The organism is Paraburkholderia heleia NBRC 101817 (assembly GCF_000739775.1).
GTDB classification, from domain to species: Bacteria; Pseudomonadota; Gammaproteobacteria; order Burkholderiales; family Burkholderiaceae; genus Paraburkholderia; species Paraburkholderia heleia.
In genome coordinates, this window is sequence record NZ_BBJH01000041.1 from 1 (window position 1) to 15,706 (window position 15,706).

A 15,706-nucleotide genomic window follows, 5' to 3' on the forward strand; every position below is an offset into this window, starting at 1 on the left:
AGGAGGTAGCGGGTGAATTGGAGGACATCGGAGCGTTATGTGTTTGGACCGCAAGTGCCCGCACGTTCGTTGACCGGGACGCTCCCTGACGCGCCTCTTTCGAGGCCCTTGCACTTGCCGCTCCGGGCCCTTTCAAAGACCGTCAGCAAGCCGTAACGGCGGTCTGGAAAAGTCGTTATAGTAGCAGGTTTGGTTTTCCTTTCTCCCGCAGGTTCATGGAACAGATCCGTATCCGTGGGGCCCGAACCCACAACCTGAAGAACGTCAATCTGGACCTGCCGCGCCACCAGCTCGTGGTGATCACCGGGCTGTCGGGCTCGGGCAAGTCCTCGCTGGCATTCGACACGCTCTACGCGGAAGGCCAGCGCCGCTACGTGGAAAGCCTCTCGGCCTACGCGCGCCAGTTCCTGCAGCTCATGGAGAAGCCCGACGTCGACCTGATCGAGGGTCTGTCGCCCGCTATTTCCATCGAGCAGAAGGCCACGTCGCACAATCCGCGCTCTACCGTCGGCACCGTCACCGAGATCCACGACTACCTGCGGCTGCTTTACGCGCGCATCGGCACGCCCTACTGCCCGGATCACGAGATTCCGCTGGAGTCGCAAAGCGTCTCGCAGATGGTGGACGCCGCGCTCGCCCTGCCCGAAGAAACGAAGCTGATGATCCTCGCGCCCGTGATCGCGGACCGCAAGGGCGAACACGCCGAGCTCTTCGACGACATGCAGGCACAGGGTTTCGTGCGTTTTCGGGTGCGCTCGGGCGGCGGCACGGCCAACGAAGGGGAAGCGAAAATCTACGAGGTGGAGTCGCTGCCCAAGCTCAAGAAGAGCGAGCGCCACACGATCGACGTCGTGGTGGACCGCCTGAAGGTGCGCCCCGACATGAAGCAGCGCCTCGCGGAGTCGTTCGAAACCGCGCTGCGTCTGGCCGACGGCCGCGCCGTCGCGCTCGAAATGGACACGAACCGCGAGCATCTCTTCAGCTCGAAGTTCGCCTGCCCGATCTGCTCGTATTCGCTGCCGGAGCTGGAGCCGCGCCTCTTCTCGTTCAACAACCCGATGGGTGCGTGCCCCGAGTGCGACGGTTTGGGCCAGATCACGTTCTTCGATCCGAAGCGCGTGGTCGCGCACCCGTCACTCTCGCTCGCGGCGGGCGCCGTGAAGGGCTGGGACCGGCGCAACCAGTTCTACTTCCAGATGCTGCAGAGCCTCGCGGCGTTCTACGACTTCGACATCGACACCGCGTTCGAGGACCTGCCCGAGAAAGTGCGCAAGATCCTGCTCTACGGCTCGGGCAAGCAGGAAATTCCGTTCTCGTACATCAACGAGCGCGGCCGCACTTCGGTGCGCGAGCATGTCTTTGAAGGGATCATCCCGAACCTGGAGCGCCGCTACCGCGAGACCGACTCGGCCGCCGTGCGCGAGGAGCTTTCGAAGTACCAGAACAACCAGGCCTGCCCCCACTGCGAAGGCACGCGCCTGCGCCGCGAAGCGCGCTTCGTGCGCATCGGCGCGGGGGAAGAGGCGCGCGCCATCTATGAAGTGAGCGGCTGGCCGCTGCGCGACACGCTCGGCTACTTCCAGACACTGCGTCTCGAAGGCGCCAAGCGCGAGATCGCCGACAAGGTGGTCAAGGAGATCGTCGCGCGCCTCATGTTCCTCAACAACGTCGGGCTCGACTATCTCTCGCTCGAGCGCAGCGCCGAGACGCTTTCCGGCGGCGAGGCGCAGCGCATCCGCCTCGCCTCGCAGATCGGCTCGGGCCTGACAGGGGTGATGTACGTGCTCGACGAGCCGTCCATCGGCCTGCACCAGCGCGACAACGACCGCCTCATCGCCACGCTCAAGCATCTGCGCGACCTCGGCAATTCGGTGATCGTCGTCGAGCACGACGAGGACATGATCCGCATGGCCGACTACGTGGTCGACATGGGCCCGGGCGCGGGCGAGCACGGCGGCATGGTGATCTCGCAGGGCACGCCCGGCGAAGTCGAGCGCGACCCGGCCTCGATGACGGGCCAGTACCTCTCGGGCGCGCGCCGCATCGACTACCCCGACGAGCGCATCGAGCCCGGCGAGCGCCGCCTGCGCATCGTCGAGGCCCACGGCAACAACCTCAAGCATGTGACGCTCGACCTGCCCGTCGGTCTTTTGACCTGCGTGACGGGCGTCTCGGGCTCGGGCAAGTCCACGCTCATCAACGACACGCTTTATCACGCCGTGTCGCAGCATCTGTATGGATCGTCGGCCGAACCGGCGCCGTTCGAGGCGATCGAGGGCCTCGAGCACTTCGACAAGGTCATCAACGTCGACCAGTCGCCGATCGGGCGCACGCCGCGCTCGAACCCGGCCACCTACACGGGCCTCTTCACGCCCATCCGCGAGCTGTTCGCGGGCGTGCCGGCCGCCAAGGAGCGCGGCTACGAATCGGGCCGCTTCTCGTTCAACGTGAAGGGCGGGCGCTGCGAAAGCTGCCAGGGCGACGGCGTGCTCAAGGTGGAAATGCACTTCCTGCCCGACGTGTACGTGCCCTGCGACGTCTGCCACGGCAAGCGCTACAACCGCGAAACGCTGGAGATTCAATACAAGGGCCGGAACATCAGCGAGGTGCTCGACATGACGGTGGAAGCCGCCTACGAGTTCTTCAAGGCGGTGCCGGTGGTGGCGCGCAAGCTCAAGACGCTGCTGGACGTGGGCCTCGGCTACATCCGCCTCGGCCAGTCGGCCACCACGCTCTCGGGCGGCGAGGCGCAGCGCGTGAAGCTTTCGCTCGAACTTTCCAAGCGGGACACGGGCCGCACGCTGTATATACTCGACGAGCCGACCACGGGCCTGCACTTCCACGACATCGCGCTTTTGCTGGAAGTGATTCACCGGCTTCGAGATCAGGGCAACACGGTGGTCATCATCGAGCATAATCTCGATGTCATCAAAACCGCCGACTGGGTCGTGGACATGGGACCGGAAGGCGGCGCGGGCGGCGGCCAGATCGTGGCCCAGGGGACGCCCGAACAGGTGGCCAGGTCGAAGGCAAGCTTCACGGGGCGCTATCTCGCGCCGCTGCTCAAGCGCCAGATCGCCGCGCTGGACACGGCCTCGGGCAAATGACCCGCCAGGCGCGCTGACGACCGGGCAGGAAATTTAGCAGTAGAAATAGCTGCAGCAACAACGGGTCGGGGGCGCGTGCGCCCCCTGAAGTCTGGAGACGGGATACACCCAACATGGTCAAGCGCAACGAAGCGACCGAAGATAAACAGGTGCGCGACCTGCGGCCACGGCCGGTCAGGCTCACGAGCGACATGAGCCTGCCGAAGCTTTCGGCGGTGGAAATCGGCAGCTATGTGGCCGCGCTCGCCGGCATGCTGGCGGTGCTGCGCCTGAATCTGCTGGGTGCCCTGCTGGCGGGCATGCTCGTCTTCCAGCTCGTTCATACCATTTCGCCGCTCATCGAGCGGCGCATGTCGAGCAGCCGCGCACGCTGGCTCTCCGTGGTGCTGGTTTCCATCGTGATCGTGGGCGTGCTCACGGGGCTCACCGTGGGCGTCATCGAGCAGTTCGAAAGCGACGTGCCGAGCGTGCAGAAGGTCATGGCGCAGATGATGGCGTTCGTCGACCAGGCGCGCGGGCGCATTCCCGAGTCGATCGCCGCCTATCTGCCCGTGGACGTCGCCCAGATGAAGCTCAAGGCGCTCGCGCTCATGCACGAGCACGCCACACAGCTCGGCCAGGGCGGCAAGAACGCGGCGCGCATCCTGGGGCATATCGTGATCGGCATGATCATCGGCGCGATCATCGCCATTGGTGCGCAGAAGAACGCCACGCGGCTGCCGCTTTCCACGGCGTTCGTCGCGCGCGTGTCCCGTTTCGCCGACGCGTTCCGCCGCATCGTGTTCGCGCAGGTAAAGATTTCGGCCATCAACACGGTGTTCACCGGCCTCTTCCTCCTGCTCGCGCTGCCGCTGTTTCACGCGCCGCTGCCGCTCGCGAAGATGCTGGTCGTGGTGACCTTCGTGGTGGGCCTGCTGCCCGTGATCGGCAACCTGATCTCGAACACGCTGATCGTCGCCATCGCGCTCACCGTGAGCCTGCCCGCGGCGGTCACGGCGCTCGTGTTCCTCATCCTGATCCACAAGCTCGAATACTTCCTGAACGCGCGCATCGTGGGCGGCCAGATCGAGGCGCGCACGTGGGAGCTGCTCGTCGCCATGCTCGTGATGGAAGCCGCGTTCGGCATTCAAGGCGTGATCGCCGCGCCGATTTTCTACGCGTATATCAAGCGCGAACTGATCTATCTGCGGCTCGTCTGACCCGCTTTCTTCCGAGCCCGCGCGCGGCCCTCAGCGCCCGCGCGGCTCGCCGGGCTCGTCGGCCATGCCGTCGTGCCCCATGGCATAGATCGCCACCTGCACGCGGCTCGTGAGACCCAGCTTGCGCAGAATGTTGCGCACGTGAATCTTCACCGTGCTCTCCGCCAGGTCGAGCGCGCGTGCGATCTCCTTGTTGCTCGCGCCGCGCGCCAGTTCGCGCACGATGTCGCGCTCGCGCGCCGTGAGCGTCTCTGCGCTCGCGCGCGCGGCACCGGTCGTGCCGGTCGCGCTGGTCGACTGTACGGGCTTGCGCATCTGCTCCACGAGCTTAGCCGTCATGTGCTCGGTAATGACCGGCTGGCCGCTCGCGGCCTTGCGGATCGCCGCCACGAGCGCGTCGGCGTCGATGCTCTTGAGCAGGAAGCCACGCGCGCCCGCGCGCATCGCGGCGGTGAGTTCGTCGGCCTCCTCGGAGACGGTGAGCATCACGACCGCCGTGTCCGGCAAGTCTTCCACCAGCAGCTGCAGCGTTTCGAGCCCGGAAAGGCCCGGCATGTTCAGGTCGAGCAGGATGACGTCGGGCAAATGCTGCTTCGCGCGCTTGACGCCTTCCACGCCGTCCGACGCCTCGCCCACCACTTCCAGGTCGGGCTGGCGCTGCAGGAGCGCGCTGACGCCCGAGCGAAAGAGCGTGTGGTCGTCGATGAGCAGGATGCGGATGGTCATGAGGATCGTTGTCTTGTCGCGATGTCTTCTGATTCTGGTCGTAACGCCATCGGCGAGGTTCATTGGCCGCATTCACGCGGCCATGCGGCTCGCGGCGGGCAACACGAGTTCGACGCGCGCGCCGCGACCCGGCGTGCTCTGCAGCGTGAGCACGGCGGCAAGGCGCCGCGCGCGCTCATGCATGATGTGAAAGCCTACATGCGATTCGCCGCGCGATGCGATATCGGCGGGATCGTAGCCCACGCCGTCGTCTTCGATCGTCAGGCGGAAGTCGCGGGCGTTCACGACGCTCACCTGCACGTGCAGCGCCTCCGCATGCTTGCGCGCATTCGAGAGCGCCTCCTGCAGCACGAAGAGCACCTGCAGCTGCTGGTCGGGCGGCAGCGGCGGCCCGTCTTCGTCGCGATAGTCGAGCGTCAGCTCCGCGTCCGACTGGCGGCGAAAGCGCGCCACGGTGTCCTCCACGGCGAGCCGCAGCTTGCCCGGGCCGAGCTTCGTGCGGAAATTCAGCAGCAGTTCGCGCACGTCGTCGTAGCTTTCCTCCACGCCGCCCGCGAGAAGCGGCACGATCTCGCGAATCTCGTCGAGGTCGCCTTGCTGCGCCGCCCCATCCAGCAGGTGCACCTGCATCTTCAGAAAGCTCAAGCCTTGCGCGATGCTGTCGTGCAGCCCCTGAGCGACGAGATTGCGCTCCTCGGACACGGCGAGCTGGCGCCCGAGCGCCACGAGCCGCCGGTTCATGAGCGCGACGCCGAGATGGCGGCCGAGCGTCTGGAGCAGCTGGACGCCCGACGGCGGCACCTCCCGCTCGCGCCGGAAGTGCAGCGAGAACGTGCCGAGCGTCTCGTTCTGCGCGACGATGGCCGACACCGCGACGCTCACGAAACCCGCCTTCAGGCAGCGCTGCGTGAAAGCGCCGCCATGGCTGCATTCGCCACTGTGGCCGCTTCCGGCCGCGCGCGCGCCTGGCTGCGCCATCAGGCCGAATACGACCGGCGCCTCGGCCGTGGCGCTGCCGCATGCACAGTCCGCCGCCGGCATGCACTGTTCCGCGCGCGTGATCGATTCGGGCATGCCTGCCGAGACGAGCAGATGCAGATTGCCGTCATCGGGCGAAACGACGCGCACCGTGCCGCCGTCGGCGTCGAATTCACGCATGACACGCGTGAGGAAATCGTGGCACAGGCTTTCCGCCGATCCCGGCGTGTTGAGAAACGCCGCCATCTCGTAGAGCGTGGCGAGTTCGCGGTTTTGCGCCGCCAGCTGCGCGGTCTTGGCGTCCACGCGCTCGGCAAGGTCCTGGTACAGCGCCTGCAGCTCCGCGACCATGCGGTTGAACCCTTGCGTGAGATGACCGAACTCGTCGTACGTTTCGACCGGCAAGCGTGTGTCGAACTCGCGCGCCTCGATGCGCGCGAGCCCGTCCTGCAAGCGCTGCACGGGCGCCACGAACCACTGGTAAAGCAGATAGACGATCGCCATCGTGCCGACGCACGACAGCGCCGCAAGCGCGACCTGCGAAATGCGCAGCCACGCGGTCTTGCGCGCGTTCTCGCGCTCGATCAGGCTAACGAGGCTGTTGGCCTCGTCGACGAAGCCGGGCAGCAGGCCGATGTACCTCGAGGGCTCGCCCCCGCTGGCGGCGAGTTCGCTCAGCGCAGCGGGCCTGAGCGTTTCGTTCCAGGCTGCCGCGACGCGTTCGAACTGGGCGTGGATGCCGGCGTCGGCGGGAAGAAAGAGCGGCCGCGCCGAATCGCCGTCGCGCAGTTCGCGCAGCGTCTCGTCGAGCTGGCGCATCTGGGCCTCGACTTGCGAGGGCTGGCCGGTGCGGGCTTCCCACAGCGCGATCGCCACGGCGTTCGCGCGCATGCGCAGGCTGCCCGCGTCGTTGATCGCGGCGCCGCCGCCTTCGAGCTGCCAGGAGAGCCAGAGCGTGCCGCTGATCATCGCGAGCACGAGCGCGAGCGCGACCGTAGAGAGCACGACGATGCGCGTGGAGAGGCGCTTCGGGAACGGCGCTTCCTGCGCGCCGGCAGATGCGGCAGATGCGGTTGCGGAATCGGAAGACGGAGTCATGGCCGGGACCGGGAATCGGCTGCGCCGAAACGACGGCGCCTATATCGACATTATCTGACGGAGCGCAGCCGATTGCGCACTATGTCGCGGTCTGCACAGCCAACTGTGACACTATGCGCCAGTTCACCTGCCTCCCCCGGGGGCGAGTCCCGGCGAACCCCGTTGCACCGCCCCCTGCCCTGTGCGCATGGGAAAAAAGCGGGGAATGCGAGTGTGCTCGCTCCCCGCGAAGGACGGCCATCCCCACGACCGTCCGGAGGCAAACTTCAGAGGCAAGCGGCGAACGCTGGCCGCTAGCGGCTGCGCACGAGCTGCCAGGCGCGCGAGAGATAGGCGATCGAGGCGAACCCGCTCCACACGTGCACGAGCCGCGTGAACGGGAAGATCACGAACAGCGTCATGCCCATGAAGAGGTGCATGCGGAAGATGAGCGGTGCGTCTGCCACGTAGCTCGCGGCGTCGCCGCGGAACGTGACGATGTGCTGCGCCCAGGTCATCAGCCGCACCATCATCGCGCCGTCCATATGTGTCGCCGATTCGCCGATGGTGGCAAGCCCGAGCAGCAGCGTGACGAGCAGCCACAACAGCAGCACCTTGTCGCCCACGCGCGTCACGGCCGACACGCGCGCGTTCGAAAGCCGCCGGTGCAGCAGGATCGCAAGGCCCACCAGGCACATCGAGCCCATCACGCCGCCCGCGACCATCGCCACGACCTGCTTGACCGCGTGCGGCACGCCAAGCCAGTCCCACACGGCGACGGGCGTGAGCAGACCGAACAGATGCCCGAAGAAAAGCCCGAGCACGCCGAGGTGGAAAAGAATATTGCCGAGCCGCAAATGGCCGCGATAGAGCAACTGCGAACTGTCCGCCTTCCACGTGTACTGCTCGCGCTCGAAGCGCGCGAGACTGCCGAACAGGAAAATGGCGGCGGCAATATACGGATAGATGCCGAACAGAAACTGATTGAACGTGTTCATGGCGATTCCTTTGCGCGGGCAGCCGCGCAGGCAGCCGCGTAGTTGGCCGCGTAGTTGGCCGCGTGGGTAGCCGAAGCAGTCGCGGTGGCCGCGGCAAACTGCGCTCGCGGGTGGAACTGCACGACCTGCGGCGAATGGCTCGCGCCGAACGCGTGGATGAGCGGCTCCACCCCGTCCGCGCCGGTGCCGAAGCGTTCGAGCGCCTCGTCCATGTCGCGCACGGGCGCGCCCACGAGCGGCAGCGGCTCGACATCGGTCAGCCCGCACAGCACCGTGAAAATGCCCGCGTAAGGACTTTCACTCTTCTCGAGCTGATTGCCGAGCGCCGCGAGTACGTGAATCGCCTCGCCGAGCAGTACGGCCGCCTCTTCCTCGCCAATCAGGCCGAGCACTTCGAGAAAGAGCGGCACGTAGTCGGGCAGTTCGCTCGTCGCGACGTCGAGGCCATGATTGCGGTACTCGTCGAGCAGATCGACCATCGCCTGGCCGCGCGCGCGGCTCTCGCCGTGCACGTGCTCGAACAGATGCAGCGAGTGGCGCGGATTGCGGTCGAAGGTGGCCACGTACGTTTCCTGCGACTCGACGAGCGAGCGCTCGCGCAGCGCCGCGATGAGCGGTGCCAGTTCGCGCACCGCGAATGCGCCGTTCGGCAGGGCTGCGAGCGCGGCTTCGATCTCGTCGAGTGCGTCGCGCAAGGGCTGCTCGGGATAATCGAGCAGCGCAGAGAGGACCGGATAAATCGACATGATGGTGTCCTCCCGCTCAGGCTTCGGACGGCGTCTTGCGACGCGACTTCGGCATATCGACATACACCACGCTGCCTTCGACCTTCGAGCCGAACAGCGACCCCTCGGAGACGCCGCCCGAACACCCGTTGCCGAACGAGAAGCCGCAACTGCCCTTCTCGTTGAACGAGTCTTCGACCATTTCCTTGTGCGACGACGGCACGACGAAGCGGTCCTCGTAGTTCGCGATCGCCATGGTGCGGTACATGTCCTCGACCTGCCCGGGCGTAAGGCCCGCGCGCGCGAGAAGCGCGTCGTCGTTCACGCCGTCCACGGTCTGGGTGCGCTTGTAGGCGCGCATCGCCAGCATGCGGTTGAGCGCCGAAATCACGGGCTTTTCGTCGCCGGCGGTGAGCAGGTTGGCGAGATAGCGCATGGGAATGCGCAGGCTCGCCACGTCGGGAATCACGCCGTCCATGCCGATATGGCCCGCGTCCGCGGCCGACTGGATCGGCGAAAGCGGCGGCACGTACCAGACCATCGGCAGCGTGCGGTACTCGGGGTGCAGCGGGAACGCGATCTTCCACTCGACCGCCATGCGGTACACGGGCGAACGCACGGCGGCGTCGAGCCAGCTCTGAGGCACGCCCTGCTTGAGTGCCTCGCGCCGCACCTCCGGGTCGTGCGGATCGAGGAACACGTCGAGCTGGGACTGATACAGGTCCTGCGTCGATTCAACCGAGGCCGCCTCGCTGATGCGGTCCGCGTCGTACAGCATCACGCCCAGATAGCGGATGCGGCCCACGCACGTTTCCGAGCAGACGGTAGGCTGCCCCGCCTCGATGCGCGGATAGCAGAAGATGCACTTCTCGGCCTTGCCGCTCTTCCAGTTGAAGTACATCTTCTTGTACGGGCAACCCGAGATGCACATGCGCCAGCCACGGCACTTGTCCTGGTCGACGAGCACGATGCCGTCGTCTTCGCGCTTGTACACCGAGCCCGAGGGGCACGACGCGACGCACGCGGGATTCAGGCAGTGCTCGCACAGGCGCGGCAGATACATCATGAAAGTGTTCTCGAAGCTCGAGTACATCTCCTTCTGCACGTTCTCGAACAGCTTGTCGCGGCTGCGCGAGGCGAACTCGCCGCCCAGGTCGTCCTCCCAGTTGGGCCCCCAATGGATCTTCTCCATCTTCTTGCCGGTGATGACCGACACGGGGCGCGCGGTGGGCGGCGTCTGCGAGAGGCGCGCCTTCTGCAAATGCTCGTAGTCGTACGTAAACGGTTCGTAGTAGTCGTCGATGCCAGGCAGGTTCGGGTTCGCGAACAGGTTGGCCAGCACCTTGAGCTTCGGGCCCTGGCGCGGTTCGATCTTGCCGTTCGGGTTGCGGACCCAGCCGCCGTTCCACTTCTCCTGGTTCTCCCATTCCTTCGGATAGCCGATGCCGGGCTTCGTCTCGACGTTGTTGAACCACGCGTACTCGACGCCGTCGCGCGACGTCCACACGTTCTTGCACGTGACGGAGCACGTATGGCAGCCGATGCACTTGTCGAGGTTCAGGACCATCGCCACCTGGGCGCGGATTTTCATGATGCGGCTCCTTCCTTCATCGGGCCTTCCAGCCACTCGACCTTCCTCATCTTGCGCACGATCACGTACTCGTCGCGATTGCTGCCGACGGTGCCGTAGTAGTTGAAGCCATACGCCAGTTGCGCGTAGCCGCCGATCATGTGCGTGGGCTTGAGCACCGTGCGGGTGACCGAGTTGTGAATGCCGCCGCGCATGCCGCTCGTTTCGGCGCCCGGCACGTTGATGATCTTTTCCTGTGCGTGATACATGAGGCACATGCCGCGCGGCACGCGCTGGCTCACCACGACGCGCGCGGTGAGCGTGCCGTTCACGTTGAACACTTCGACCCAGTCGTTATCGACGAGCCCCGCTTCCTTCGCCTCGGCTTCCGACACCCAGACGTGCGGGCCGCCACGCGAAAGCGTGAGCATGCGCAGGTTGTCCGTGTAGGTGGAGTGGATGCCCCACTTCTGGTGCGGCGTGATCCAGTTCAGCACGAGTTCGTGCTCGCCGTTGGGTTTCGCGCCGAGCATCGGCGAGGTCGTCTTCGTGTCGATGGCGGGCTTGTAGTTACAGAAGCCCTCACCGAAGTCGAGCATCCAGCGGTGATCCTGATAGAACTGCTGACGGCCCGTGAGCGTGCGCCAGGGAATCAGCTCGTGCACGTTCGTGTAGCCGGCGTTGTAGCTCACCTCCTCCGATTCGAGCCCCGACCACGTAGGCGCGGAGATGATCTTGCGCGGCTGCGCCTGCACGTCGCGAAAGCGGATCTTGTCGTGCTCGCGACCTTCGGCCAGATGCGCGTGATCGCGGCCCGTGATCTTCGAGAGCGCGTCCCACGCCTTCACCGCTACGTGGCCGTTGGTTTCCGGCGCGAAGGTGAGGATCATCTCGGCGGCGTCGATGGCCGTTTCCAGACGCGGGCGTCCTTCGGCCGCGCCGCGGTTCTGCTGGATGCCCGTGAGCTGCGCGAACTCGCCCACCTCGTGCACGGTGTTCCAGTTGATGCCCTTGCCGCCGTTGCCCAGCTTTTCGAGCAGCGGCCCGACGGAGGTGAACTTGTTGTAGATCTCGCGATAATCGCGCTCCACGAGCGTCATCGAGGGCGCGGTCTTGCCCGGGACGAGATCGCATTCGCCAAGACGCCAGTCCTTTGGCTCGAACGCCTGGCCGAGTTCGCCCGGCGTGTCGTGCATGAGCGGCGTGCACACGAGGTCCGTGCGCTTGCCCAGATGCGCGCCGCCGATCTCCGCAAACTTCTTCGCGATGGCCTTGTAGATCTCCCAGTCGGTCTTGCTTTCCCACAGCGGCTGCACCGCCTCCGAAAGCGGGTGGATGAACGGGTGCATGTCCGACGTGTTGAGATCGTCCTTCTCGTACCACGTGGCCGAGGGCAGCACGATGTCGCCGTAAAGGCACGTCGTGCTCATGCGGAAGTCGAGCACCGTAAGCAGGTCGAGCTTGCCTTCGGCCGCTTCGCGCACGTTCACTTCGGAAGGCTTGATCGCGTCGGCTTCGTCGCCGAAGAGCGCGTTCTGCGTGCCGAGCAGATACTTCAGGAAGTACTCGTGACCCTTGCCCGAGCTACCGAGGATGTTCGAGCGCCACACGAACATGTTGCGCGGGAAGTTCGCGGGATTGTCGGGGTCGTCGCAGGCGAAATTCAATGCGCCCGACTTCAGCTGATCGACGGTGTATTGCACCGGCGGCACGCCCGCGCGCTGCGCGGCGTCCACCACGTCGAGCGGATTGGCGCCCAGTTGCGGCGCCGAAGGCAGCCAGCCCATGCGCTCGGACTTCGCATTGAGGTCGAGCATCGACAAGTTCCTGTAGCGTTCGCGGTCCGCGCCCGGGCCGAGAATCTCGTCCAGGCCGACCTTCTCGTGACGCCACTGGCTCGTGTGGTTGTAGAAGAACGACGTGCCGTTCATCTGGCGCGGCGGGCGCGACCAGTCGAGCGCGAACGCGAGCGGCGCCCAGCCGAATTGCGGACGCAGCTTTTCCTGGCCCACGTAGTGCGCCCAGCCGCCGCCGCTCTGGCCGACACAGCCGCACATCATCAGCAGATTGATGATGCCGCGGTAGATCATGTCGTTGTGGTACCAGTGATTGAGCGCCGCGCCCACGATCACCATGCTCTTGCCGCGCGTGCGGTCGGCGTTGTCGGCAAATTCGCGCGCCACCTGGATCACGAGCTTGCGCGGCACCGTGGTGTGCTTCTCCTGCCATGCGGGCGTGCCGGGCACGTCGTCGTCATACGAGGACGCGACGTTCGGGCCGCCCAGGCCCTGGTCGACACCATAGTTGGCCATCTGCAGGTCGTAGACGGTGGCGACCAGCACGTGCGTGCCGTCCGCCAGCGCCACGCGCTTCGCGGGCACGCGGCGCGCGAGCAGCGCGCCATGTTCGCCGCCGAAGTACGGGAAGCCCACCTCGACCACTTCGTCGTGCTGATCGACGAGCGAAAGGCGCGGATCGATTGGGCGGCCGCTGCCGCCGTCCTTCATTTCGAGGTTCCAGCGGCCCACCTTCTTGCCGCCGTCGTGCTCGCCCTCGCCCCAGCGGAAGCCGATCGAGCCGTTCGGCGCAACGATGTCGCCCGTGGCCGAATCGATGGCGAGCGTCTTCCACTGCGGGTTGTTCGCTTCGTCGAGATTCGCGGCGAGTTGCGACGCGCGCAGGAACTGGTCCGGCACGAGCGCGCCATCGCGCCTCGCAAGCGTGACGAGCATCGGCATGTCGGTGTACTGCTTCACGTAATCGCGGAAGTACGTGGACCTGGCGGTGGCGTGAAACTCCTTGAGCACCACGTGACCCATCGCGAGCGCGAGCGCCGCGTCGGTGCCCTGCTTCGGCGCGAGCCAGATATCGCCGAACTTCACCATCTCGCCGAAGTCCGACGACACCGCAACCGTCTTCGTGCCCTTGTAGCGGACCTCGGTGTAGAAGTGGGCGTCGGGCGTGCGCGTTTGCGGCACGTTCGAGCCCCACACCATGAGATACGTGGCGTTGTACCAGTCGGCCGATTCGGGCACGTCGGTCTGCTCGCCCCACACCTGCGGCGAGGAAGGCGGCAAGTCGCAATACCAGTCGTAGAACGAGAGACACGCGCCGCCGATCAGGCTCAGATAACGCGCGCCCGCGGCGTACGAGACCATCGACATGGCCGGAATGGGCGAGAAGCCCACCACGCGGTCGGGACCGTACTTGCCGATGGTGTAGGCGTTGGCCGCCGCGATCATCTCGGTGGCCGTGTCCCAGCCGGCGCGCACGAAGCCGCCCTGGCCGCGCGCGCGCTTGTAGTGTGCCGCCTTGTTCGGATCCTCGACGATCGAAGCCCATGCCTCGACCGGCTCGAGCGTCTTGCGCGCCTCGCGCCACATCTCGATCAGGCGTCCTCGGATCATCGGGTACTTCACGCGCTGCGCCGAATACACGTACCAGCTATACGACGCGCCACGCGGGCAGCCGCGCGGTTCGTGATTGGGCAGGTCGGCGCGTGTGCGCGGATAGTCGGTCTGTTGCGTTTCCCACGTGATCAGGCCGTTCTTCACGTAAACCTTCCACGAGCACGAGCCCGTGCAGTTCACGCCGTGGGTCGAGCGCACGATCTTGTCGTGCTGCCAGCGGCTGCGATAGCCGTCTTCCCACTTGCGGTCCTCGTTCACCACCGCGCCGTGACCCTTCGAAAACGTCGACTTCACGCGCGACATGAACTTCAACCGGTCCAGAAAATAACTCATCAGGTTCTCCGGGACTGCTGCTGGAATCGATCGATCGCGCCGGTCGCCGCCCGCTTGCGTTGCAAGCGGGGCGCCTGGCGCTCGTGTCGTTCCGAGTATGGCGGGCAGACGCATGTCTGCCCATTCATCAACGGGAGAGTTCGCACTACTCCCAAAGGACTAATCCGGTTCAGCAAGGGGTGGACGCGTTGCGGCGCGCATAGAAGAACCACGTCACCGCCGCGCACACCACATAGAAGCCGATGAAGCACACGAGCGCGCCGACCGGCGAGCCGGTCATTTCGAGCGACGAGCCAAAGCTCTTCGGAATGAAGAAGCCGCCGTACGCACCCATTGCGCCTGCGAAGCCGAGCACCGCCGCCGACTCCTTGCCCGCTTCTGCGAGCGCGCCGCGCTGCGAGCCCTCGCCCTCGCCCTTCGCGGCGCGTTGATGGTGCGTCAGGAAGATCACGGGAATCATGCGGAAAGTCGAGCCGTTGCCGATGCCGGTGAGCGCGAACAGCACGACGAACATCGCGAGGAAGCCGGCGAAGCTGCCCTGTGCGCCGCCCAGCGCGCCGCCCGGCAGGAACGCGATCACGCCCGTCACCGCGACGATCATCGCGAGGAAGGTCCAGAGCGTGACGCGCGCGCCGCCGAGCTTGTCCGAGATCCAGCCGCCGACGGGGCGCGTGAGCGCGCCGGCGAGCGGCCCGAGGAAGGCCCAGGCAGTCGGATTGATGGCGGGAAACTCCGCCTTCGTGAGAAGCGCGAGGCCGGCCGAGAAACCGATGAACGAGCCGAACGTGCCGACATAGAGAAAGCACATGATCCAGTTGTGCGCGCGGCGGAATATCACGGCCTGCTCGCGGAACGAAGCCTTCGCATCGGCGATGTCGTTCATGCCGAACCATGCGGCAAACGAAGAGACGACGATGAGCGGAATCCACACGAAGCCTGCATTCTGCAGCCAGATGCTGTGCTCGACGCCGTCCTTCACGTAAGTCTGGCCGTCGCCGAGCAGGCCCGCGAACACGGCCGTCGAGATGACGATCGGCGTGACGAACTGCACGAGCGAAACACCGAGGTTGCCGATGCCCGCGTTGAGGCCGGTGGCGAAACCCTTGCGCGCCTTCGGGAAGAAGAAGCTGATGTTCGCCATCGACGAGCTGAAGTTCGCGCCGCCAAGACCGCACAGCAGGGCGAGCACGAGCAGCGTGGAATACGGGGTGGACGGATCGCGCAGTGCGAAGCCCATGCCGAAGGCCGGGATCAGGAGGCTCGCCGTGGAGATCGCCGTGAAGCGTCGTCCGCCGAAGATCGGCACGAGAAACGAATAGAAGATGCGCAGCGTGGCGCCCGAAAGCGCGGGCAGCGCCGTGAGCCAGAAGAGTTCGTTCTTTGTGAAGTGAAAGCCGCCCTTGTCGAGATTGACGACCGTGACGCTCCATAGCGACCACACCACGAACGCCAGCATCAGCGCGGGAATCGAAATCCACAGGTTACGGGTGGCGATCTGCTCGCCGGAAGCCTGCCAGAACCCGGTGTTCTCGGGCTCCCATTGGGTCAGGAGATATTTGGACATGATTGTGTTCGCAGGTTAG

9 protein-coding genes are annotated in these 15,706 nt (G+C 65.7%); 2 read left to right on the forward strand and 7 right to left on the reverse strand.

Translation table 11 applies throughout. The features are described 5' to 3' along the window. Positions 1 to 215 precede the first annotated feature (215 nt). Together uvrA and BHE01S_RS28770 are read left to right on the forward strand one after the other, a co-directional pair. Positions 216 to 3,107 carry an excinuclease ABC subunit UvrA gene (gene uvrA, locus BHE01S_RS28765; RefSeq protein ID WP_042269948.1) on the forward strand — a complete coding sequence of 964 codons (2,892 nt, stop codon included), beginning with the start codon at positions 216 to 218 and terminating at the stop codon, positions 3,105 to 3,107. Between the two features lie 113 nt (positions 3,108 to 3,220). Further along, complete coding sequence (locus BHE01S_RS28770; protein WP_042269950.1) at positions 3,221 to 4,306, forward strand: AI-2E family transporter; 1,086 nt, start codon at positions 3,221 to 3,223, stop codon at positions 4,304 to 4,306. Between the two features lie 30 nt (positions 4,307 to 4,336). On the opposite strand, the gene BHE01S_RS28775 is transcribed toward BHE01S_RS28770, so the two are convergent. The 7 genes from BHE01S_RS28775 to BHE01S_RS28805 form a co-directional block, all read right to left on the reverse strand. Then, entirely contained in the window at positions 4,337 to 5,032 is a 696-nt protein-coding gene (locus tag BHE01S_RS28775) for a response regulator (RefSeq protein ID WP_042269952.1), read from the reverse strand. 72 nt (positions 5,033 to 5,104) lie between these two features. Continuing rightward, the gene (locus BHE01S_RS28780; protein WP_042269954.1) at positions 5,105 to 7,108 is read right to left on the reverse strand and encodes a type IV pili methyl-accepting chemotaxis transducer N-terminal domain-containing protein; all 2,004 of its coding nucleotides are present in this window, start codon (positions 7,106 to 7,108) and stop codon (positions 5,105 to 5,107) included. A gap of 293 nt (positions 7,109 to 7,401) precedes the next feature. Then, positions 7,402 to 8,085, reverse strand: a complete 684-nt coding sequence (gene narI / locus BHE01S_RS28785) for a respiratory nitrate reductase subunit gamma (RefSeq protein WP_042269956.1) — start codon at positions 8,083 to 8,085, stop codon at positions 7,402 to 7,404. Further along, complete coding sequence (gene narJ / locus BHE01S_RS28790; RefSeq protein WP_063769111.1) at positions 8,082 to 8,831, reverse strand: nitrate reductase molybdenum cofactor assembly chaperone; 750 nt, start codon at positions 8,829 to 8,831, stop codon at positions 8,082 to 8,084. Before narJ ends, narI begins: the two co-directional genes overlap by 4 nt. Positions 8,832 to 8,847: 16 nt before the next feature. Next, a complete protein-coding gene (gene narH / locus BHE01S_RS28795; protein WP_042269958.1) occupies positions 8,848 to 10,401 on the reverse strand; it encodes a nitrate reductase subunit beta in 1,554 nt (517 codons plus the stop codon). After that, positions 10,398 to 14,123, reverse strand: a complete 3,726-nt coding sequence (locus tag BHE01S_RS28800; RefSeq protein WP_042269960.1) for a nitrate reductase subunit alpha — start codon at positions 14,121 to 14,123, stop codon at positions 10,398 to 10,400. The genes narH and BHE01S_RS28800 overlap by 4 nt, the downstream gene beginning before the upstream one ends. Positions 14,124 to 14,292: 169 nt before the next feature. Further along, positions 14,293 to 15,687 carry a NarK family nitrate/nitrite MFS transporter gene (locus tag BHE01S_RS28805; protein WP_042269962.1) on the reverse strand — a complete coding sequence of 465 codons (1,395 nt, stop codon included), beginning with the start codon at positions 15,685 to 15,687 and terminating at the stop codon, positions 14,293 to 14,295. Between the last annotated feature and the right edge of the window lie 19 nt (positions 15,688 to 15,706).

Coding starts and splice junctions, on each gene's coding strand:
- BHE01S_RS28800 (WP_042269960.1), bottom strand. CDS start 14,123: ATGAGTTATTTTCTGGACCGGTTGAAGTTCATGTCGCGCGTGAAGTCG.
- BHE01S_RS28805 (WP_042269962.1), bottom strand. CDS start 15,687: ATGTCCAAATATCTCCTGACCCAATGGGAGCCCGAGAACACCGGGTTC.
- BHE01S_RS28775 (WP_042269952.1), bottom strand. CDS start 5,032: ATGACCATCCGCATCCTGCTCATCGACGACCACACGCTCTTTCGCTCG.
- BHE01S_RS28770 (WP_042269950.1), top strand. CDS start 3,221: ATGGTCAAGCGCAACGAAGCGACCGAAGATAAACAGGTGCGCGACCTG.
- narJ (WP_063769111.1), bottom strand. CDS start 8,831: ATGTCGATTTATCCGGTCCTCTCTGCGCTGCTCGATTATCCCGAGCAG.
- narI (WP_042269956.1), bottom strand. CDS start 8,085: ATGAACACGTTCAATCAGTTTCTGTTCGGCATCTATCCGTATATTGCC.
- narH (WP_042269958.1), bottom strand. CDS start 10,401: ATGAAAATCCGCGCCCAGGTGGCGATGGTCCTGAACCTCGACAAGTGC.
- uvrA (WP_042269948.1), top strand. CDS start 216: ATGGAACAGATCCGTATCCGTGGGGCCCGAACCCACAACCTGAAGAAC.
- BHE01S_RS28780 (WP_042269954.1), bottom strand. CDS start 7,108: ATGACTCCGTCTTCCGATTCCGCAACCGCATCTGCCGCATCTGCCGGC.